We start from the raw sequence: 19,055 nt of genomic DNA on the forward strand, positions 1-19,055 counted from the left end.
TGGTGTCTATACTCATATCTTACTTAGGAGTCCTATTTTTTTCAAAGTCGAAAAATAACGATCTACAGGAATGCTAAACTGCTTCTTTAGTTGAAGAACAAAAAAAGCCGGCAATAGCTGCCAGCCCTTCAAGTATTACTCTTCCATAAAAATTCGTGCATAGTATTCCGTTTCTTCATCTAATTTGTTATCTTTTCTCAACTCCTCAATAGTTTTTTTTCGGTCGTCTTCAATCACTTGAAAACTTCCTGATACATTTGGTGTTTTCCCTTTGTTCTTATCCATACTTTCACTCCTACATTTCTTCTTATTAGTATTACGGAATTCATTACCCTTTTCATTTTGTGCTTAATTTATCGCTTTATTCGAATGACCCATAATGGTTTCTTCTTAAGCTAACCTGCTACGTAAGTTGAACAAGAAAAAGGGATGCCGCAGCAACCCCTATTCTTCAACATAAGCCCCCGTTACTTTAAATACAATAATTCACAAATAGATCAATAACTCTATTTTCTCTTTAACTTCACTTCATTTTTCTGTTAATATTGTTCATTTCTAATATGCTCTATTTATTCATGTTTCCACCTTTTATGATCAATCCAATATTTTGTTACAAGGAACGTCAGTAAGATACAAAAAAACGATGTGAATAGATTTCCAATAATGGTCGAATTTACGGATCCTGTGATTAAGACCTCCATTGCGAATTTACTCATCACTGCTGGATTGGCAAAATCAATAACTGGATTTAAACCCACGATTACTCTACAAATCAAAAGGAACACGATCGATATCAAGGCAATTAGACCCTGATTGTTAAAAATGGTACTGATCATTGTAGTCAATGAAATCATAAATAAAACCCACACAAGATAAAACAATAAGGCGACCACTATGTCGGAAAAAGTCACACTCGTAAAAAGGTAGTAAACATATAAATAGGAAGTAAAGTATCCCAGCGCTAAACTAAAACAAATCAATAAATAATTTGAAACCAATTTACCACCTATATAAGAAAGAACCCTTACCGGTCTTGTTAAAATAAAACCTAACATCCCATTAACTTTATCTGATTGAATGATCCCCATCATTGAGATAACAATAATTAGGATACCAAGCTGATCAAATTGAGATCCTAATGTGCTGGCTAGAATTTCTCCGCCAGTCTGAGCTGTAAAACTCGAATCAATCGTAATCCCCTGACTACCACCTAAAGTTTTTAGAATGGAAGGCAAATAATAGGTAACAACTGGCTGAGTTATACCTAAAAGTAGAAAGACAATGGGTAACCAAATCACTTTGAATTCACGTACCATTTGAACAAATTCCTTTTTTGTCATTACAATAATACGATTCATTTTTCTATCACCCATTTTATGAAGATTTCTTCTAAAGTATCATGATGGATTTCAAATTTTACTATGTCCACGCTTTTCTCCAATGCATCTTTAAGTAACATATCCTTGTTTTTGTCGATATTTTCGACTTTTACTTTGATTTTATTCCCAATTACCTCAACCCATTTCACATAAGGTAATTTTTTTACATCTTCAATCCAATTTTGATTTACCATCGAGATTTCTAATTTTAATTGGTTGTTACTATTACGGTTTAATAGTTCTGCAATAGTTGTATCTTCTATCTTGCAGCCATTTTTTATCATGACAAATCTTTCGCATATTTCTTCTGCATCGCCTAGTATATGGGTAGATAATAAAATAGTTGTTTCCTTTTTAATTTCTTGAATAAGATTTAATACCTCTCTTCGACCGATTGGATCCAATGCAGATACTGGTTCATCCATCACAATTAGTGAAGGTTTATGCAGAAGTGCTTGTGCAATACCTAGACGTTGTTTCATTCCGCCAGAAAATGTCCCAACTTTTAAGTTTTCTTCCCTTTCAAGTCCTACCTTTGCCAAAATTTTAGGTATCGAGTTTATTAATTCTCCTTTTTTCATTCCAGACAGCTGCCCCATAAACATAAGCATTTCTTTCGTTGTCATCCAGTTAAAAAATTCAGGGTACTGAGGCAAATAACCAATTTCTCTTTTCATTTTTGATATTTTCTTCCCATTCAGCATAACTTCGCCTGCATTTTGATTTATCATATCTACAATTACTTTTATTAATGTGGACTTCCCTGCGCCATTTGGTCCTATTAAACCGACACATTCTCCTGATTGCAACTCCATAGAGAAATTATTTACGGCGATTTTATCTTTGAATTTTTTTGTTACATTCCTAATCTCCAATTTCAAAAACTCTCACGATCCTTTCGTCCCAAAACAAAGTATAGAATTGGACCAATAATATTGATAAAAATAATAATCATCGTCCAAATAGGTAAATTTTTCCTCATTTTTCTATGACGGAATAAATCCAGTAAGGCAATGAAAACCAATAACGAACCTAAAACAATAAATGGCAGGATAAAAGGGATAAAAGCCATAAAATCAATTTGCTTTATGTCTTCCCATTCATAGTGTAGTTGCACTCCATTCACCTCTTCTCATCAATCTCAATCTCATTATTGATAATGATAATGCAAAAGCGAGTGCATTGCAATACTTAATCTCATTATTTATAATGAGATTAATAACTAATGAATAAGGTGATTCCTATGATTAATAAGGTTGAAATATTAATGCATCCAGTAAGAATGAAAATTTTACAAGCACTAATGAGGGATAAAGAAATTGGTCTAACACCCTTAGAAATGGTGGAGATTATTAAAGAAGTACCCAAAGCAACACTCTATCGACATATACAAATTTTGCTGGATGCAGGTATTATCCGAGTTATGAAAGAAAGAAAAGTAAAATCTGTGTCTGAAAAATATTACACATTAAATGAAAATGAGGCTAGAGTTAATGTGCAGGAATGGAAAAAAGCATCTCATCAGGAGAAGCTTGATTATGTCTCATATTACCAATTATCAGTTATGTCTCAATATCAGAGTTACCTTGAAAAATTAGAAAATCAAAACTGTCCAGAGGATGGTGCCACTTTTTCTCTAGTGGAATTAAAGATGAGTGATGAGAGGTTTAAACAATTTGAGAACGAATTAACTGAATTAATGACTAAATATTATCATGCTCCGAGCGAGAACAATGGGAAAGATGCTCCAGTTCGAACAATCGCTTTTACGATCATCCCAGATGCATAAAAAGGACATGACCCTTTTCTTTAGCCAAATATCGTTAAAAGAAAAGTCATTAGTCCTTCTACGAGAAAAAGGTGTTCTGAACAAACTTATATTAACCCTATTTGAGGATCTTTAATATACTTGAAAAATTTATGACCATAAAAAAGAACATTTGGAATGGTCTTTTTTATGGTCCCATCTTCCACTAGTCGAGTAGAAGGGAGCCTTTCTACCTTGCGGTAGATTGTACTCCACCCCCTCACAGAACCGTGCTTGCACTATTAATGCACACGGCTCCTCCTAGTTACCATTTACAAAATGTAGCTAATCTCTTAGATTGAGATTTTGCTACTTCTGCTATCCTTAGTAGTTTTGTTTCCATTTATCCCTACCTCTGAGTGTAGTAAATGTTTCCCTAGTAAGGGCGATAACTGGTAGCTAGCCCTTCCTCCATCGGCATTACCCAACTTCATTGGTACTACGCTGCTATCCGACTCCCTACACAGCATTTGGTCTCCTTGCTTTTTATCGCTTGTACACCATACTCTTCTAACAAGAAAAGACCGGTAGGGTCTCCCGAGTTGCCGTATCATATCGATGTGTAACGTGCCAAGGTCTCTGACTCCAGAGAGGTTTTATCCATCTTGCCCCTAACGAAGGATAAAAATGTAGCTTTCTGCTGCAGGTAAAGCATCAGCCCTCTCGATTTACTAACATTATGGAGCTCAATCCCTTCAACCAATTGGCTTTCGGCCCGCCACCTAACTGTCTACGCTTAAAGACTAAAGTTACCTTTACCCCTCCAAGACTCGCTACGAGCGAATGGCTAGTTCTTACTCGACGGGAATCCCACCCGCTATATGATACGACCTAGGCTCGGCCGCACACCTGCCCCGTTAGTACAAAAAGGAAAAAGCTGCCAAAAATAGCAGCCTTTCTTCATTTTTGTGTTATATGTGTATATAGCCGATTTGTTTACTCACCTACTAGTCCATCACCATCCCGATCGTCCATATATTTATAGAGCCATGAATTACGCGTAATGGGCATTTTAAAGCCAGCAGCTTTGGCTTCAGCGATCGTAACACTTCCATTATGATTGGTATCCACCTTACTAACATCTTCATTACTACTTACCGTTTCGGTTGCTGGTACATTGTCTGTTTTCGGTGGGGTACTGCTCGTACCTTTCGTTTCCCCTAAATTTTTGTTCACTTCATCTGGGTTTACATTGTCAAATTCATCTATAATGGATCTGCCCTGAATTTTGTATGTGAATTTATAATGGTTAGGAATTTGCGTTTGTGTATTTGGATATTGAATCACTGCTACGAAATCTGTACAACCTCCTGCATCTCGAATCACTTTTTCCATATATGCTTGATCGCCGTGCCTATTAAGAATGCTGTCTTGAGGTGTAATGTTATATGCGTTAGATACTCCTCCAAGTGAGTCAGCAATCACATGCCCTTCATCTAATTCTTGACTCTCTGTACCGGGAACCTTTGCTTCATCAGAATAGTATCTCCCAGACGATAAAACATGTTCAGTATTCGGATTTTGGAGTGTTATATTTTTTGCTTCAACACGGATTAGCTGTCCGTATTCATTTGTAAAAGCCCAATATTCCCTGTCGCCATACCCGACATCAACTCTTACATTCGGCTTTCTTGAACCTGACATATCTCCGCCATCTACTACAATTAGTGTATATTTACTGTAGTCAAAGTCGCCATTACCACTTGTTATCGTTGGTGTACTAGTGGCAGGAACGCTTGGACTGACTCCACTTTCTCTATTCGTTTTTTCTACCTCTTTGCCAGTTGTTTCATTTGATGAACAAGCTGCAAGGAACACTAATAAAAACGCCATAAATATGTAAGTTAATTTCTTCATGAATTATCCCCTTATTATAAATATCTGTAAAAAAACCAAGACTATTATACTGCTAAAACACTTCAAAAAACGAATAAAATATAATTTAAAAAGGATTCTAAGCTAAAGCTGAAATCCTTATAATCTTAACTCCAACAAATTTATATTCCCTATATATAATCCATAATGTTATTAACCTAGTTATGGTAAAATTCCTTATTCCATTAAACTGCTTCCGTTAGTGGAACAAGAAAAAGAGCCGCAGCTACGACTCTTTGTTAAACTAAAGCACCCTTTAATTAATAAGCGAGATGAATAAGTTGCAAAAAGTGACCTGCATTATTAATGCTTTATTTCCTCATAATCTGTACTTAGAGGTGAAGCATATATATTAATAAATAATATGTAAACTGGATAAAGAATGACAGACCCATAAATCAGAAGGCTAAATCTCGGAAATAGTGTTACTCCTACATTAATAGGAAAAACAACAGGGAAAAAAGAGAAAAAAAGAATAAAATATGGTACCCACAAAAGGAGTGACAAATAGCTGTATTTTCTACTTATATTCCATTTTTTTGTTAAGTAAATGAATAAAATTGTCGAAAGTAGAAGTCCAATAACATTAATAGCAGCAATTACAATGTAAACATTATCCCATTTCCAGCCAGTTAACATACTAATATGAGATACATTTATTATGAGTTCGATTGCTATAAACAACGCTATACCGTATAAGGCACTAATAATATTTAACTTTATAAAAAACTTCATCATATACCTCCTTAATTAAGAAACAGCAACACCTCTGAAGTTCTTTATTCAATTATAATCATTCTTAAAGTAACCTGCCAGTTACTTCAATAAGAAAAGGCATTACCGTTGTTCCAATAATGCACCCGTTTGCTGAAGAAAAAATTCAATTATTTTTCAAGATGATATACAGTTTTGCTGATTTAGATGGAACAAAAATGATAGGATATTTTTCTCCTAACAGTTTCCTCACCTCTTGAAATAATTCGAACCCTTTTTCATTGTGATTTCCTCTAGTTTTAATCCATTTACCATATACCGATCCCCATTCCAATAGTGCCTCCCTTAAATTTTCTGATAAAGGGAAATCCTCAATATCAAGATTCTCACCACAATCGTTACACCAAATTGGATCCGCCACAAAATCAGCTTCGAATTTAAATGAAGTATGTTTGCAGTTTCTATTTCTTTTCCAAAACATTAGTTATTCTCCATTTCAAATTTATAAGTGGAAAGTGCAAATACACAATATCAAAATTATATCTCAGCACTGGATGTTCCGTCTTCCTTCTTCAACAAGCCTGCCTCGTTAATACAACAAGTAAAAAGACCGCCGCAGCGGTCAGCATTCTCACCAAATTGAAATTATCTTCGTTGTTCCATCATTAAATAGCGTTTAATCTTTAAACTTTTATTTCGAATCATCGATCTATAATCGATGATCGGAAGAAAATTTGCTAATAATTCAAACAATTCCTTTGAAAATCAGCTTTTATTATACAGTTTCTAAGGACTTCCTATTACATTCAAGCTTATTTAGTTTGATGTGTTTTTTCTTTATTTCTGCTTATTTTTAATATTTTTGTTATTTTTATTTTTCTCTTCTTTGATATAATCCTCTTTGTTTTGAGTTGCTTCTAGTTTCAAAGAAGCTGCTGAATTCGCTACTGAACTTTCACCGTCATTTTTATTCATATCAGAAGAATCTGTTAGAGCCCCGCTCGTTTTGTCTTTTTTACTGGCAGATAATTCAGGTTTATTTTTTTCGGCTTGTATAGCGACGGAGCCAGTACGTTTTTCACGGGTTTCATCTGTTTGATCCTCTGACATTACAAATGTAGTGTTATCAGGATTTCCTTCCACACTCAAATTATTTGGGCTTTCATCACTAGCTTCTTCTTGTCCTACATCAGTCAAATGGTTGACCGGCGCCCATGATTCCATTGACGAAGGGACAGAACGCTCAATCCGTGCTTCTTCTTTTTTAATGACATCCTGTACCTGCTTTGTTTCTTGTATTTTTCTTTTGCCTACAATCACTTCTTCAACGACTACCGGTCTTTTTGTTACTTCTATTCGTTCTTCCGTAATTGGGATACGAATGATTTCATCCCCTGAAAACGGGCGCCCGTCATAATTTCCATCGATGACAGGACGTCGCTCTATATATACTTCTTCACGCATGAGTGGAACAAGAACAGTTCGTTCTTCTTCAACTACTTCTTTACGAAGCTGTAATTCTCCGACTTGGACACGTTGTTTTGTAATATCTAGCTGTTCTTCACTGAGCGGAACTGATCTTGTTTTTTCAGTTTCATATTGTGTTTCATATGTTTTATTAATAGGGCTTTCATAAGTTCCATACGTATCGACCAGCAAAGTGATTTTCCCCTTTTTTATTTCCTCCTCACACTGTTTTGCTGTAACTTCTGACACTCCTCTCTCAATAAGTCTGCTGGACAGTGTTCTTGCGGGCCTTCCGCCCATTCCTGCCGTCATCATGGTAACAAAGTTGTCCATCATAACACCTGCTAAGGTACTCATTTGCATGTCCGCTTCTACCATTACTCCCGTATGTGAAGTAATCAATGGAATGTTACTTCTATTTTCTGCCACCACCATCATATCTGTTTCACTATGCCCCTGACGTTTCAATCCCTCAATCGCATACAAGACTTCTGACTCTAAATTAAAGGTTCCAACGATTCTTTTTTCCATTCTCATACTAATACCTCCTCTAATATACTAATGCGGGATATAAATGGCATCCCATCTAACGTATGTCTACCCCGGAAGTCATCAGAAGAAACATGGAAAAGTTACATTTTTAAGTTCAATTTTTTTTGGGTCACATGTTTATTATGTAGGTGTAATTTGGTCGCAGAACAATGAAAAAGGATTTGGAACCCAGTCCAAACCCTTCCCTTCATCCTGCTAATTTTCATTATTGATTATCTAGAAGCCCACTGCCAATCTATTTATTTCCTGGAGCCGGCTGATCAACACCTTTAACATGATGCTTATGTCCATCTTCTTCTGATGTATAAAAATCATAATAGTGGACATGCATTCCATTACCAACAGGTATAGCCGGACCTGAATAAGCTTTATAATGATGGTTATGCCCGTTTTCGAAAACAACAAATCCCTCAGTATAATGAATATGGCTGCCATCCTGAGTTTGTATCGGTGGAGACGTAACATCTAAGCACTGATGAACATGCCCAGCCTCCATCGAGGTGTAATCAACGGAACCATGATTATGATGCGGAACAAACCCATTTACAAAATCATCTTTTCCTATCTTAGCCATACCCCCACCCCTTCACAATTAGTTCGCATATAAATTGTAAGTTATCTGCTTTATTATGATATTTACAAAAAATAAGAATATGTCATGCAAAAGGGTTATTTAAACTTCATTAATTGCCTTTCCCAGGATTATAGTAGCGAGGATCATTTTTATGATTTTTAATTTCCTTATTATCAATAAATAACGTTCCATTTTCTAAAAAAGTTGCTAACATAATATTCTCTACTTTTTCTCCCTTTTTATCTACCTCATTCATGAGCCACCCTTGGTTTAGTTGTAAATATTTTAAATTATGATAAATGATTTGACCGTCCATTATCAGTGGAATTGGAAGGTATTCTTTTTTTACCTTTAAATTTAAATCATCCGGTTGAACTGGTCTGTATTGCGATTTCGGGATCACACTAATATTTCCTGTTTCTTCCATGGCTGCAAAGGCAATGTTTTGCGTATCGGTATAGCCTTTCACTCGTAAATTGGACAATAATTCGTTCAATGGCATCTTCGCCTTTTTCAGTCCTTTTCGATCTATATCCCCGTTACGAATCAGCACAATTGGACGCTCATATAAAAGCCATCTTAATTGATTATGTAAGGATAAACGCAAAATAATTTTATAAAGGATCACAACGATTCCAGCATAGATTAATGACTTCCATACATTACTAGTCTCAACGGGCGTACTGATAATATTTGTAAGGACAAAAATATACAATAAATCAATAGTGTTCATTTGGGATACAGCTTTTTTTCCAGTAATCCTTAAAAACAAATATCCCGCAACAAAAATTATGAACGTACGATATAATGTTTCCAAAACTGCTTCACCCCTCAAGGGTTCTTCCCTTTTTGTTAGTATTCTAAGTTTTATGTAGGAATATAACGATTTCGTTCCATTATCAAAAAACACCAGTAAAAAAGGCATTGTTGCAAGAAAGTAACAATGAATTGTACTTTCATTTTAATTAACAAATTTCTCAGCCAACTCCAATCTGAATTAACGAAGTCAACATTTTCAAAGTGTCTTTATCAGTTAATCTTTAGGATTAATGATGGCCAAAACCTGATGGTCTTCCCACTTTCCGTTTATCTTAGCGTTTTTTTTTGCAATGCCTTCTAGGGCTATCTCAGGTGACAATATGGATGGAATTATTGTGACCGTGTACGAATGAAAGTCGTCCAAGCTAAAAGAACCATTCAAATGGTTTTAAGCACTAAAAAACTGGCTAGAAAATATCTAACCAGTTTTTTAAGATTACAGTTGACGTGACTGCTTTATCTTCCTTGAAGAGACTGGAATGCTGCTCACGCATGATAGTAGCAATGCAACAAGTAATAGACTAACGAAAAATCCAAAGCTCAGGCTGAAACTTGATGTCACGTTTAGGATTCGGCTCGCTATTGAAGGGCCAAATGACATTCCTAAAAAGTTGATTAAGTTATAGATCCCCAGCCCCATTGCACTTTTTTCCTTCTTTATCGTGTGGGGAATATCAATATTGATGACAATGGTAAGGATTGTAAAGCTTATATTAATAAGGGCAACGCCAACACTAGCCACTGCAAATTGGTTTACTCCAAAGATGGCTAATAGCAGAAATCCAATGAATTGAAAGACGACAGCAACGACCAATCGACCATTCCCTTGGATGCGGGTTATAGCTGGTCTTATTACGAAGCTCAACAAAAAGGAAAAGATTGATATCCCCGCCAAAATAAAGCCAGTTTTCAAAGCAGAGACATGAAACTGCTGTCCTGCTAATAACGGAAAAAGAAAAATAATTCCCACCATGGCAGCACTATTAATAAAACTAAGCAAAAGGAACCGATTAAAGGCATAGAATCGAAAAACTGACAGATCCATAAATATCCCGACATCTTGACGTTTTCCATGGATCCCCATAAAAAATACAGATAAAACTGTAATGATTAGCAAATATCCATTTAATTTGACTCCTAAAATAAACGTCACGACAAAAGTCAATAAATAAAGGAAGCCTAAAAAATCAAACGGGTGGGTAAGCTTCTTATGATTGGCATATCCGGAGGGCACAAACAAAATAATTCCTAGCAACGTAAAAATAGCCATACTCATTAATAAAAATAGGGAGTGCCAGCCCCAAAAATGAGTAAAGAAGCCTCCGAGCAAAAATCCTATTCCTGAACCAAGTGATAGACAGGCACCTATTAATGTTAAAGCCAGATTGCGTTTAGGGAAGGTGAGATACTGATTCGTCAGGATCATGGATAATGCAATAAACGAGCTACCACCCGCTGCTTGAATAATACGGGCCAAGACCACAACGATAAAATCATTCGTCGTGTACCCTATAAGGGAACCTGTAACGAATAAACTAATCCCAAAAATCAACAAACTTTTAATTTGAAAATAAGAGGCTAGCTTACTATAAGTAATCGAACCACAGGCAATCACTAAAGTATAGGAAATAACCACCCAGCTAATTTTGGAAGCTGTCACCTCAAGCCCATTCATCATTTCAAATAAGGCAACATTAAACAGAAGTGAATTGGCTACCCCGGATAAAACGATTAAACATAATGTGATAATCAACCTATTCTCTTTTTGATTCATCTATTTCTCCTCCATTGTATCAAAGTCATAAAACTTTAGAACTAATAACCAAAAAAGGAGGCTACATTAAAGTGTAGCCAAAAACCCAGGTAAATAGCGGGTGAATGTCTCCTCATTTAATGAGACATATTTTATGACACCCTCACGGTCAATCTTCACCAGATCTGCTTCGGATAAAATTTTTAAATGATAGGAACCATTGGACTTACTTACGCCTAAACTCCTTCCTATATCCGTACACATCGGGCGATTGTTTCCGTAATACAATAAGCGGATGATTGCGATCCTTTTTTCATCTGCTAAGGCATTAAATATTTTTATTCGTTGCATATCGTTTTGTTCTAAAGTCATATGACTATTATATTATTAGAATTCAAATTGTCAACTTCTTTGCCGAATACTTTCTTGGATTTGGCAGGGATGCACAGATTATCAAACCAGTTGGGGTGCATTTTACTATACAAATATTTGCGTAATTTCCGCACAAATCGTTATACATCAATAAAAAATGAGTGGCAAATTAGCATCCAATTCGGCACTCATTTAAAGTAGCATTTTTAATGTTTGCGATAGATAACGGAACCAGTTAGCGTTCCATATGCCTCCTTTTGTACGACGATTAGGTTGAATTGTAAATAACTCTAATTTCTTGCCAAAACAAATCTAGCAAATACGATTGCTTTCGTTGTTTACTATTCTATGTGAAAAATATTTATTTTCACCTTAATCTAACCTAGATTACAACAAATGATGAATCCATTACTTTTTCATGTTTTGCTGTTTCCAGATGGCGTATTTGTCAGGAAGACAAACCGCGCATGGTCGATATCCTGCTGCAATGGCTGTTTGCTCGTCAGCAAAAAACACTCGATACTTCTCATAGCCTCCTCTTTCAAGCGCACGTAATGCTGTTCTACAGTCCATTCGTCCGTAAATTTTGGTTCCTTTATGGCCACCATAAGTTCCAGGAGAATCACTCACGAAAAGTTTGCGATCCGCACCTAGTAATTTGTATTTTTTTAGTTCTTGTTGTTCGTTGAGACCCACACTAGTTTTTTCCATATCAATTTCCCCACTTCCTCATAGATATCGTTTGAGCATTAAAATGAATGCAAACAACTATATATACTCCTTTAAAATAATTCTACAAAAAATGATATAAGCCCTCTATGAATCGAAAATTTCCAAATTGATATAAACGTCAATGAATGGCCAAGGTACCTTTGTCTTTTAATTTGTCAGCCAGTGACATTTTAAACTGCAACTACATAGGATGGCAACAAGTAGGAGGTGTCACGAATGAAGAGATGGTTAAAAGCAGTTATTTTGACATACCTTTCCCTTCTGTTTTTTGGCAGTTTCCTTGCGGTCGGCATGTTGGGTACCGGTGCACTGGAAAATTTTCTTCCATTCATTTCTGATATCAAAATCTTTTTGTATTATTTTTTCGCTGGTGCCATTGGCGGTTCCCTTAGACATCTATACATGTTCTGTACTCACTATATGGAAGACGAGTTACATGATTATCGAAAATGGATTATGTATATTTTTTATCCTATATTTGCTACCGGTACGGCAGTCGTGGCTGTCACTATTATCCAAAGCGGGATCCTTTTAATTCAATTTACGGACTATCAAGACACTCCTTATGCTCCGATTAGCATTGCTTTCTTTGTAGGTTTTGGGTTTAATCGCTTTGTTAATAAGCTTAACACCGTATCTAAAGATATTTTTCAGACGAAGAACAAAAAAATGGACACAGTCGAAGAAGCAAGTGATGAAATTGGTGAGTCCTCTGGTGAACAAACGGAAAGCCTCAACAGTTCACCCCACAATAAATAAAAAAAGTCCGTCATGTGAAAAGTCACATGACGGCTATTGTTTTAATCAATCATCTTTTTTCTAAATTTAAAATTGTAAACAGCCCATTCAAATCATGGATTTCATAGGTAGGAAAAATACCAGTGTTGTTTGGTTTGGCATTCGGGTTGAACCAACAAGTATCAAGCCCAGCAAGCTGTCCGCCTTTAATATCAGAACTTAGAGAGTCACCGATGATTAAAGTTTGTTCTGGTGAAAAATTAGGAATTCGATCAAACACATAATCAAAAAATTCCTTCATTGGTTTTTGGAAACCTGTATCTTCCGAGACAAAGATTCCTTTGAATAACGGGTGAAGACCGGAATCACGCAATCTCTTATCCTGTGTTTTTGAAACACCATTTGTGACAATGTATAATTCATAGTGGTTTTGTAGTACAGAAACCAATTCAAACGCACCACTGATTAATTGGTGGCCTTCCTCTAAATAGCCCCGATAGTTTTTTTCTAAAAAAACACCGTCTGCCAGTTGACCCATTTCCTTAAATAAAAGGGAAAAACGGGTATTGACCACTTCGTCTCGGGATATTTTTCCTTCTTCAAACAAACTCCACAGTCTTTGATTTATTTTTTTATAATTGTCTTCCATTTCCTTAGTTGGCGGGATATTCTGACTTTCAAACAACAGATTTAAGGCTAGCGCTTCAGCGGCAGTAAAGTCTAATAACGTATCGTCAACATCGAAAAGTAAGGTTTGATATTTTTTCAAGATCATTTCCCCTTTGACCATTCATACGTTTATATTTTAACGTAGAAAAACGCCAGGTGCCATAAGTTTGACCCCATAGAACCTTCCCTGTTGGAGTACCCATGGAGTTCAAAAAAAAGAAAGTGTGCCTAAGCAGCAATCAAAACTGAATGGTTTCAGGCACTATGAACTGTAGATTTTCTCCCCTTCATCCCATCATTTGTTTTACTTTTATTCCAGTCCTAACATCCTCAACCGTTCCTTTATATACATTGTAGGTTTCACCATGCTCTTTTACTTCCCCTGCCTTTTTAAATCCCAAACGTTGACAGATTCGATTTCCAGCTTCTGTAATCGCGATCATACCGAATTCCTTTATCACGACTCCAGTTTCCTGAATATCTTTGATCCAATCCAGCAATTCCAGTATTAATGCCCTGCTATATTTCTTCCTGTCTTCATGAAAGATATCGACAATAATCGAAGAAAAATAAATATACACTTCTTTCCCTTTCTTATAAGCTAACGTATGATGACAAATTCTTGATTCATCTATTTGGCCCAACAATAATTGATCATACGTTCTTTTATCTAAAGGAATTAAACTGCTATAGCCTTTTAACTCTCCATTGTCCTCTACAATTTTATATACTCTTTTGTTTCGTTCAAGTAATCGTTCTACAAATGAATGCTTAACTTGCCAATCTTGAGGATATAGCTTTCGGTCCAATTGAATCAGTCCATTTAAATCCGATAATTGACCATAACGAACATTGAGTTCCGACACCGTAAATCCTCCCTTTTGAAAGACGCTCACACGAAACGGTTGGCATTAAACTTTAGGCTCAACCTCATTTATAAATAATTTTTTAATTCCATTGGTGATTTAAGAATCTTAATATAATTCCTATCCTAGGGATAAGATATTCTGAATATACTAAATATTGTGTTAGCCATTTTATCCAAGTAAGGAGACATTGCCATGAATGGACAGGTAAACAGTGAGGTGGTCAAGAAAACAAGTTCCAATCGATGGGCAAGAACAGCAAGAATGTACGGTATTGGTTATATTGCAGCTCTTTTTACAGGGGTAATTTTTGGGCTCTTGTTAAGATTAGTTATGGGAATGATTGCTTATTTCTTTCCTCACCTAGCGAGTGGATTTCATTTGTCAGGAACACTGTTAATTGTAATACTCGGTGTTGCTGTAACATTAGCAAACAGTATTATTTACACATTTCTTTTTCATCGTTCAAGAAAAAGTTGGGTGGTTAAAGGGTTATTATTTGGTTTGTTCCTATTAATTATCTATGGAACTCCTTTGTTTCTATCCAATCCTGGCAATGAATTATTTGGACCACAAGCACCATTAGGAATAGCCTTATTTTCAGTTTCATTTTTTATCGGATCTATCATTCTTGCATTACTAATTGAGTACCATACAAAATGGTTCGACCAATCAAAGGGCAGACAGAAACTTGCCTACGTAAGCTTTGTGATTCTTTCCATCCCAGCAATAATAATGCTAGTAGCTATGTATGTCGAGATTTTCACTGAAATGCTGCCTAAAATATTAAACAACTGACGGAACGGGGTCAGACCCTCAGTACGCTAAAGCGTTAGCACGTTGAGGGTCTGACCCTATCCTTCTAGTCTTTGTGTTTTGTGTCTATGTATTGTTTCCAAGCGGTAATCCCACCATCAAGTAATGTAACTTGGTAATCTTTTTTAGATAAAATTTCTGCACATTTTCTGGCGGAATTTCCGGTTGTACATGTTATGAGAATATCACTGTTTTTGGGCAAAGATTGCAGCCCTTCTACCCCCTTCTCCTCAAGATCGAAGATTATATTCTTAGGGATATTCTGATTCTTAATATTTGTATCTGTAATATGATAATCATTATATTTTTCTTCAGCACGTACATCGAGGAGGAAGATAGATTCATTATTTTGAAGCTTCTCATAAAGAGCTTTGGGTGAAATTACTTTTAATGTCATGTTGAATACTCCTTTAATTATTGATTTTTGAAAATTGGGGTCAGACCCTCAGTTTAGTAAAGCGTCACAGCACTGGGGGACTGACCCCTCACACCATTACACTCTCCCACTTTACTATAGTGGTTTTATTTTCCAGTATCAACAAAAAAAGCTCTAATTTTAGTTTATTGAGGGTTCCGTTTTGAGGTGCAAACTGTCAATTTGAACTACCGGGCAGGTTTGAGAAATAAAATACATCAAATATTCACATTGTAATAAAGAAAAGGTAAGCATAATTGTGCTTGCCTTTTTTATTGAATAATGAACTATTAATATAAATACAATACATGGTGATGAAATTGACTTTTGTAAGTTTAATTTTGCTTTTTTTGTTGTGCTAATTTTACTTTATCCAAAGTTCCAGGCGGTTGTTCAAGCCATTCATTTTGAATCATCAAATACGCAATATCTTTAGCATATTGTGCAATCTCAAGGGAGAGTCTCTCATAATTTAATATTAAATCACTTCGTTGACTTGCGGCGGCGGCTGTTGCATAGTTGCCCGTTCCTGCAGCCGTTAATAACCCTTGATGGAATATGATTAATTTATCAGAAAATACTTCTGCAGTGGAGTTGGTTATCGAAACATCAGAAGATATAGGTGATTGTGAATTATTATCAAGTAATGTAGTAGAGAAAATTTTAACGTGTTTTTCAGAAATGTCCTTTCCTTGTAGCATAAGTTTAATAACTTCTTTCCTTGGTGAAGCTTGTGCAAAAGCTATGGATAATTTAGATCCGATTAAATTATTTTGTATATTCATACTTAAGTGAGAAAGTTCTACTGCATTTAGTGGTCGTTTGTTAGAAAATGGATTTAAACCACTTAAATATTTTTTGCTGTCCACAAAATCCTTTTGTTGAGGATAATCAATATAAGGTGAACGAATATATAGTCCTTTTTCAAGAAGAACCTCCGAACTTTCATCATATAAATCAGCAGTCATATGTAGTGCGTTCTTAAAGAGTTTTCTAATGTCCTTTCTTGTACACATAGATAAAAAACCACTAAAACCCAACATTCCTGCTTTAGACATATGGTTCACATAAGTAATCATGAATGAATCTGTAAATAACCGAGGGGCATTTAGGTTAACATCACTATCTGAAAAACCATTCGGAATAGGGAAATTTCTTGTTGATAAATTTCAGTTATTTTGGCAAGAATTTCATCTGAAATGCTACGCCCTTTTTCAATAATTGACCTTACTTCTGAATCTTCAACAGTTCTTAGAAAATAGTTTAGAATTTGAATTGACATACTATTATTCATATAAGATGTCCAAAGAGACGCTATTTCTGACGAAGTAAGTTTAATTATTCTTTCATCCATAATTTGAATTCCTTCCAATATATGAGTTGTGTTAGAATTATTATTTGTAAATTAAGAAATACTATTCAAAATAAAATAGTAGAATTGTTATGACCGCTTATGGTTTTCGAAGGTCTATAAAGTAGAGCTATTTTTTATCGCTCACACCCAATAAACCCACTATACGACACATAGTCCTTCGTACCCCAAATCCTTATTTTGCTCTTTTTTGCTAGATTTTCATCAGTTCTAAATAGGTTAAGATATTTATAGGGTGGATTCATGATATACGCTACCCGTGCATATCCTTCCTTAATCAGTGTTTCTTGAACGGACTGTCCGTCTACATAAACATATGCAAGTAATCTGCCGTAGGAATCTCTTGACGGTCCTTCCTCCAGCTCCAATGATAGACTTCCGTCTCTTACTAACTCGTTATTTCTTTGGAAAGCTTCCTCTGCAAATGGCTGGACACACATTCCTGGCTTTTTCGATTCAGGGGTATCGACTAATATATAACGAATGGTTTCAACCTCCCCCTTTACTCTTGCTTTAATTGTATCCCCATCGATGGTTTCCACTATTGTAATAGGGATTTGCTCAAGTGCCTGGTCCACCTCTCCTCCAATAAACACGTCCTTGGCAGTATGGTTGACTGGACGATTTTCAACTGTGATTGTTTCTGAAGGATGAGCAGCAATAAGTGATGCAGCTACGGTGAAGGCCGCTCCCGCTAATTTCTTCCTCATGTTCTACTCCTCCTCAGTTTCATCCTTCCATCCTCTGGTTTTGCTGGTTTAAACTAGTCTGTTCAATACATTCAACTGAATGATTACCGACTCCTTTTGAATCAAGTTATCATTTTGACCCAATTGGGGTTCACTCTGTGATTCTTCCCGTATACCACTTCGTATGGTCGAAGATCACTTTATTCCAAGTCCCAGAGATTAAATAGCCCTGACGTTCAAGATTATGTACAGTCCGCTTGATGGTACTCACCGACCAAAGGGGCAGCTGCTTCTGCTAATCCAAATAGGTTTAATACACCTACCGTTTCCCTATAATCACATCCTTACTAATCTTTAGCGAAGAATGTGTTTGTTGGGAAACTACCGCCTCATTTAGGCCAATCCTTACAGCCAATGACGGAATAATCGTGACAGGATCTTCTTTCATTAACAAATTGTTCATTCCTACTTCTCCTTTTTATTCTCTAGTTTGGATGCGTGATTCCATCGATTTGGTCATCCGTTCTCTTCTATATAGAAATAAAAAGTGAAAAAGGACAGGGTAGGTTAAAGCGTAAATGTTGATATTTGATACCTGACCTGAATATTGATAAAATCAGGGTAAGAACAAACATTCGGCATTGGTATACCTGCCATTATTTATATTCGTTGTATAATCCTTATTCAACAGGGCAGAAGAATCAAAAACTGAATGATAAAAGGATGAAGAGCTATGACAAATAACATTCAACAGAGAAGAATAATTTTAGATTTAGCAGTTACTTTAGACGGTTTTATAGAAGGGAAAAATGGAGAGGTTGATTGGTGCATAATGGACCCTGATATGGGGTTCACTGATTTTTTGAATCAAATTGATACTATTCTATATGGTAGAAAAAGCTACGATTTATGGGGACAATATTTTCCAAAAAGTGAAAACTCTGATATCGAAAAGGATATTTGGAAATTAGTTCATAGTAAAAAGAAATATGTGTTTTCCAAAACACAAAAAGAGCCTGATAATCAAGCAATATTTATAAATGATAATATTCTTGAAGAAGTAAATAAATTAAAGAAAGAGTCTGGTAAAGACATCTGGCTATATGGTGGAGCAAATCTCATTACAACTTTTATAAATTTAGGGCTTATTGATGAAATTAGATTATCTATTCACCCTGTTGTTTTGGGAGAAGGAAAACCGATGTTTATTGATATAAAGCAGAGAATAAATTTAAAAATGGTTAATACAAGAACATTCTCGTCTGGCGTTGTGCAAATAATCTATCATTGGAATGGTGACTAATAATATTCCTCACCTCAAAGATATATTATTTTGTGTGTGACTCAATTTTCCGAGTCACTTTTTTTTACAATTTTAATTGCTTAAGAATATAAAAAGATCTCAAACTATTTATGATACAATAGAGAGATAGACAAATATTTACA

At 35.6% G+C, this 19,055-nt stretch carries 23 protein-coding genes and 2 pseudogenes; 4 read left to right on the top strand and 21 right to left on the bottom strand.

The window, feature by feature from the left end; all coding sequences use genetic code 11:
• Positions 1-135 precede the first annotated feature (135 nt).
• From FS608_RS30530 to FS608_RS23770, 4 genes are all read right to left on the bottom strand, one after another.
• Positions 136-285, bottom strand: a complete 150-nt coding sequence (locus FS608_RS30530; RefSeq protein ID WP_186328876.1) for a hypothetical protein — start codon at positions 283-285, stop codon at positions 136-138.
• A 284-nt stretch (positions 286-569) separates the two neighbouring features.
• Entirely contained in the window at positions 570-1,358 is a 789-nt protein-coding gene (locus tag FS608_RS23760; protein WP_144555037.1) for an ABC transporter permease, read from the bottom strand.
• Positions 1,355-2,260 (bottom strand): ABC transporter ATP-binding protein, encoded by a 906-nt coding sequence (locus FS608_RS23765; RefSeq protein ID WP_144555038.1) that lies wholly within the window; start codon positions 2,258-2,260, stop codon positions 1,355-1,357. The genes FS608_RS23760 and FS608_RS23765 overlap by 4 nt, the downstream gene beginning before the upstream one ends.
• Complete coding sequence (locus FS608_RS23770) at positions 2,257-2,451, bottom strand: PLDc N-terminal domain-containing protein (RefSeq protein WP_395947821.1); 195 nt, start codon at positions 2,449-2,451, stop codon at positions 2,257-2,259. Before FS608_RS23770 ends, FS608_RS23765 begins: the two co-directional genes overlap by 4 nt.
• Before the next feature lie 171 nt (positions 2,452-2,622).
• On the opposite strand from FS608_RS23770, the gene FS608_RS23775 reads away from it, so the two are divergent.
• Positions 2,623-3,168, top strand: coding sequence for a helix-turn-helix domain-containing protein (locus FS608_RS23775; RefSeq protein ID WP_144555128.1), 546 nt, complete (start codon positions 2,623-2,625; stop codon positions 3,166-3,168).
• Positions 3,169-4,122: 954 nt separating this feature from the next.
• On the opposite strand, the gene FS608_RS23780 is transcribed toward FS608_RS23775, so the two are convergent.
• The 10 genes and pseudogenes from FS608_RS23780 to FS608_RS23825 form a co-directional block, all read right to left on the bottom strand.
• The gene (locus FS608_RS23780) at positions 4,123-5,043 is read right to left on the bottom strand and encodes a DNA/RNA non-specific endonuclease (RefSeq protein WP_144555040.1); all 921 of its coding nucleotides are present in this window, start codon (positions 5,041-5,043) and stop codon (positions 4,123-4,125) included.
• Positions 5,044-5,364: 321 nt separating this feature from the next.
• On the bottom strand, positions 5,365-5,796 hold the full coding sequence (locus FS608_RS30920; protein WP_144555041.1) for a hypothetical protein: 432 nt from the start codon (positions 5,794-5,796) through the stop codon (positions 5,365-5,367).
• A 145-nt stretch (positions 5,797-5,941) separates the two neighbouring features.
• A complete protein-coding gene (locus tag FS608_RS23790) occupies positions 5,942-6,256 on the bottom strand; it encodes a hypothetical protein (protein ID WP_144555042.1) in 315 nt (104 codons plus the stop codon).
• A 356-nt stretch (positions 6,257-6,612) separates the two neighbouring features.
• Positions 6,613-7,779, bottom strand: a complete 1,167-nt coding sequence (locus tag FS608_RS23795; protein WP_144555043.1) for a YsnF/AvaK domain-containing protein — start codon at positions 7,777-7,779, stop codon at positions 6,613-6,615.
• A 250-nt stretch (positions 7,780-8,029) separates the two neighbouring features.
• On the bottom strand, positions 8,030-8,368 hold the full coding sequence (locus tag FS608_RS23800; protein ID WP_144555044.1) for a YmaF family protein: 339 nt from the start codon (positions 8,366-8,368) through the stop codon (positions 8,030-8,032).
• 109 nt (positions 8,369-8,477) lie between these two features.
• On the bottom strand, positions 8,478-9,185 hold the full coding sequence (locus tag FS608_RS23805; protein ID WP_186328877.1) for a DUF421 domain-containing protein: 708 nt from the start codon (positions 9,183-9,185) through the stop codon (positions 8,478-8,480).
• Positions 9,186-9,401: 216 nt separating this feature from the next.
• Positions 9,402-9,485, bottom strand: a pseudogene (locus FS608_RS23810) (GNAT family N-acetyltransferase); the annotation flags it as partial.
• Between the two features lie 138 nt (positions 9,486-9,623).
• Positions 9,624-10,961 (bottom strand): MFS transporter, encoded by a 1,338-nt coding sequence (locus tag FS608_RS23815; protein ID WP_144555046.1) that lies wholly within the window; start codon positions 10,959-10,961, stop codon positions 9,624-9,626.
• Between the two features lie 66 nt (positions 10,962-11,027).
• Complete coding sequence (locus FS608_RS23820; protein WP_144555047.1) at positions 11,028-11,312, bottom strand: ArsR/SmtB family transcription factor; 285 nt, start codon at positions 11,310-11,312, stop codon at positions 11,028-11,030.
• Between the two features lie 408 nt (positions 11,313-11,720).
• A complete protein-coding gene (locus FS608_RS23825) occupies positions 11,721-12,023 on the bottom strand; it encodes an Ada metal-binding domain-containing protein (protein WP_144555048.1) in 303 nt (100 codons plus the stop codon).
• A 237-nt stretch (positions 12,024-12,260) separates the two neighbouring features.
• Between FS608_RS23825 and FS608_RS23830 the strand changes: the two genes are divergently transcribed.
• Positions 12,261-12,803 carry a hypothetical protein gene (locus FS608_RS23830; RefSeq protein ID WP_260871799.1) on the top strand — a complete coding sequence of 181 codons (543 nt, stop codon included), beginning with the start codon at positions 12,261-12,263 and terminating at the stop codon, positions 12,801-12,803.
• 49 nt (positions 12,804-12,852) lie between these two features.
• Here FS608_RS23830 and FS608_RS23835 read toward each other — a convergent pair whose 3' ends face one another.
• Positions 12,853-13,551: a YjjG family noncanonical pyrimidine nucleotidase gene (locus tag FS608_RS23835; protein ID WP_144555049.1), complete on the bottom strand. Its 699-nt coding sequence runs from the start codon at positions 13,549-13,551 to the stop codon at positions 12,853-12,855.
• A 187-nt stretch (positions 13,552-13,738) separates the two neighbouring features.
• Entirely contained in the window at positions 13,739-14,317 is a 579-nt protein-coding gene (locus FS608_RS23840; RefSeq protein ID WP_144555050.1) for a hypothetical protein, read from the bottom strand.
• 195 nt (positions 14,318-14,512) lie between these two features.
• On the opposite strand from FS608_RS23840, the gene FS608_RS23845 reads away from it, so the two are divergent.
• A complete protein-coding gene (locus FS608_RS23845) occupies positions 14,513-15,115 on the top strand; it encodes a hypothetical protein (protein ID WP_144555051.1) in 603 nt (200 codons plus the stop codon).
• 64 nt (positions 15,116-15,179) lie between these two features.
• On the opposite strand, the gene FS608_RS23850 is transcribed toward FS608_RS23845, so the two are convergent.
• From FS608_RS23850 to FS608_RS30535, 5 genes and pseudogenes are all read right to left on the bottom strand, one after another.
• Positions 15,180-15,530: a rhodanese-like domain-containing protein gene (locus FS608_RS23850; protein WP_144555052.1), complete on the bottom strand. Its 351-nt coding sequence runs from the start codon at positions 15,528-15,530 to the stop codon at positions 15,180-15,182.
• Between the two features lie 353 nt (positions 15,531-15,883).
• On the bottom strand, positions 15,884-16,516 hold the full coding sequence (locus tag FS608_RS23855) for a DUF3231 family protein (protein ID WP_395947822.1): 633 nt from the start codon (positions 16,514-16,516) through the stop codon (positions 15,884-15,886).
• Positions 16,490-16,902, bottom strand: a pseudogene (locus FS608_RS31840) (DUF3231 family protein); the annotation flags it as partial. The gene FS608_RS23855 and the pseudogene FS608_RS31840, both read right to left, overlap by 27 nt.
• 134 nt (positions 16,903-17,036) lie before the next feature.
• The gene (locus FS608_RS23860) at positions 17,037-17,630 is read right to left on the bottom strand and encodes a thermonuclease family protein (protein WP_144555053.1); all 594 of its coding nucleotides are present in this window, start codon (positions 17,628-17,630) and stop codon (positions 17,037-17,039) included.
• 298 nt (positions 17,631-17,928) lie between these two features.
• The gene (locus tag FS608_RS30535; RefSeq protein WP_186328878.1) at positions 17,929-18,072 is read right to left on the bottom strand and encodes a hypothetical protein; all 144 of its coding nucleotides are present in this window, start codon (positions 18,070-18,072) and stop codon (positions 17,929-17,931) included.
• A 270-nt stretch (positions 18,073-18,342) separates the two neighbouring features.
• Between FS608_RS30535 and FS608_RS23865 the strand changes: the two genes are divergently transcribed.
• Positions 18,343-18,912 carry a dihydrofolate reductase family protein gene (locus FS608_RS23865; RefSeq protein ID WP_144555054.1) on the top strand — a complete coding sequence of 190 codons (570 nt, stop codon included), beginning with the start codon at positions 18,343-18,345 and terminating at the stop codon, positions 18,910-18,912.
• The last annotated feature ends 143 nt before the right edge of the window (positions 18,913-19,055 follow it).

Source organism: Bacillus sp. X1(2014) (genome assembly GCF_007678255.1).

What these genes read in the sequence shown, in the direction of transcription:
- FS608_RS30530 (WP_186328876.1), bottom strand. Translation starts at nt 285, where the DNA reads ATGGATAAGAACAAAGGGAAAACACCAAATGTATCAGGAAGTTTTCAA.
- FS608_RS23760 (WP_144555037.1), bottom strand. Translation starts at nt 1,358, where the DNA reads ATGAATCGTATTATTGTAATGACAAAAAAGGAATTTGTTCAAATGGTA.
- FS608_RS23770 (WP_395947821.1), bottom strand. Translation starts at nt 2,451, where the DNA reads ATGGCTTTTATCCCTTTTATCCTGCCATTTATTGTTTTAGGTTCGTTA.
- FS608_RS23775 (WP_144555128.1), top strand. Translation starts at nt 2,623, where the DNA reads ATGATTAATAAGGTTGAAATATTAATGCATCCAGTAAGAATGAAAATT.
- FS608_RS23780 (WP_144555040.1), bottom strand. Translation starts at nt 5,043, where the DNA reads ATGAAGAAATTAACTTACATATTTATGGCGTTTTTATTAGTGTTCCTT.
- FS608_RS30920 (WP_144555041.1), bottom strand. Translation starts at nt 5,796, where the DNA reads ATGAAGTTTTTTATAAAGTTAAATATTATTAGTGCCTTATACGGTATA.
- FS608_RS23790 (WP_144555042.1), bottom strand. Translation starts at nt 6,256, where the DNA reads ATGTTTTGGAAAAGAAATAGAAACTGCAAACATACTTCATTTAAATTC.
- FS608_RS23795 (WP_144555043.1), bottom strand. Translation starts at nt 7,779, where the DNA reads ATGAGAATGGAAAAAAGAATCGTTGGAACCTTTAATTTAGAGTCAGAA.
- FS608_RS23800 (WP_144555044.1), bottom strand. Translation starts at nt 8,368, where the DNA reads ATGGCTAAGATAGGAAAAGATGATTTTGTAAATGGGTTTGTTCCGCAT.
- FS608_RS23815 (WP_144555046.1), bottom strand. Translation starts at nt 10,961, where the DNA reads ATGAATCAAAAAGAGAATAGGTTGATTATCACATTATGTTTAATCGTT.
- FS608_RS23820 (WP_144555047.1), bottom strand. Translation starts at nt 11,312, where the DNA reads ATGACTTTAGAACAAAACGATATGCAACGAATAAAAATATTTAATGCC.
- FS608_RS23825 (WP_144555048.1), bottom strand. Translation starts at nt 12,023, where the DNA reads ATGGAAAAAACTAGTGTGGGTCTCAACGAACAACAAGAACTAAAAAAA.
- FS608_RS23830 (WP_260871799.1), top strand. Translation starts at nt 12,261, where the DNA reads ATGAAGAGATGGTTAAAAGCAGTTATTTTGACATACCTTTCCCTTCTG.
- FS608_RS23845 (WP_144555051.1), top strand. Translation starts at nt 14,513, where the DNA reads ATGAATGGACAGGTAAACAGTGAGGTGGTCAAGAAAACAAGTTCCAAT.
- FS608_RS23850 (WP_144555052.1), bottom strand. Translation starts at nt 15,530, where the DNA reads ATGACATTAAAAGTAATTTCACCCAAAGCTCTTTATGAGAAGCTTCAA.
- FS608_RS23855 (WP_395947822.1), bottom strand. Translation starts at nt 16,516, where the DNA reads ATGACTGCTGATTTATATGATGAAAGTTCGGAGGTTCTTCTTGAAAAA.
- FS608_RS23860 (WP_144555053.1), bottom strand. Translation starts at nt 17,630, where the DNA reads ATGAGGAAGAAATTAGCGGGAGCGGCCTTCACCGTAGCTGCATCACTT.
- FS608_RS30535 (WP_186328878.1), bottom strand. Translation starts at nt 18,072, where the DNA reads ATGAACAATTTGTTAATGAAAGAAGATCCTGTCACGATTATTCCGTCA.
- FS608_RS23865 (WP_144555054.1), top strand. Translation starts at nt 18,343, where the DNA reads ATGACAAATAACATTCAACAGAGAAGAATAATTTTAGATTTAGCAGTT.